Source organism: Huijunlia imazamoxiresistens (assembly GCF_037132455.1).
GTDB classification, from domain to species: Bacteria; Bacteroidota; Bacteroidia; order Chitinophagales; family Chitinophagaceae; genus Flavisolibacter; species Flavisolibacter imazamoxiresistens.
This window is the reverse complement of sequence record NZ_JBBBEI010000095.1, coordinates 1-926: the sequence shown is the minus strand read 5'-3', so window position 1 is coordinate 926 and position 926 is coordinate 1. Positions and strand designations below refer to the sequence as shown.

1 protein-coding gene is annotated in these 926 nt (G+C 61.8%); it reads right to left on the bottom strand.

All coding sequences use genetic code 11. The features are described 5' to 3' along the window. Nucleotides 1-926 (bottom strand): PorP/SprF family type IX secretion system membrane protein (locus tag V9K67_RS27015; protein WP_336728242.1); only part of this gene is annotated, 926 nt, incomplete at both ends.

Here is a 926-nt window from a genome sequence, read left to right as displayed (position 1 = left end):
AGCGAGGAGTTGCGGATGTTCAGAAAGCTTTTGTACGAAAGGGTCAGCTCCATGCCGCCGCGCAGGTTCGAGGCCGTCTTCAGCTTCGAGATGTTCACGTCATAGCTCAGGCCCACCGCCAGCTTGTAGTAATTGAGCTTTACCATCGGGATCACCGCATCGTTCCACCGGCAGAACAGGCCGCCCACCAGGTCCACCGACTCCTCCTCGTCTTCCTGCAGCAGGTTGTGGGTGAACAGAAAGCCGCCCTGCCCCTGGCTGTTGCCGCCCTGCACAAAGTAGTCGCCGTAAAGGGTCAGCCGGTCCCATTCGCCCGTGGGCACGTTCAGGCCCGCGTTGAAGACGAACTTGCGGTTCAGCCTAAAGTCATTAGCGCGGTTGAAGGCCACCTTGGGCTGGTTGAAGTGGAACAGGCCCGCACCGATATAGTAGCGGGTATCGTAGCCCATCACCGAGGAGTAGCTCAGGCCGGCGGCCGCATCCCAATAAGTGACGTTGGTATTGCTGAAGGTCTGGCGGGTGGCGTTGGTAGCCCGGAAGGAGCCGCCCACGAACTGGTCGTCAAAAGTGAGCTTGGTGGGATCGAAGCGGTGCTGCACCGCCCCGCCCAAAAAGCCGGCGGAGAGGTAGGAGTCCTTGTCGCCGTTGACCGACTTGTGGAAGGCCAGCAGCGGCAGCACCTGTGTTTTGCCCATGCGGGAGTCGCCGGCCACGTCGTTGGTGACCTGCAGGCCCAGGGAGAAGTAGTCGTTGGAAGCCTCGCTGACGGCGAACTTCACCTCGGAGCCCAGGGCCATGGTCTGGTAGGGCGTGGTGACGGCCTGCCACTGGTTGCGGTAGGCGCTGGTGAGGCGCACATCGCCGTTGTAGATGCCGGCCAGGGCGGGGTTGCGCAGCAGCGGCAGCTCATAGAACTGCGAAAAGTT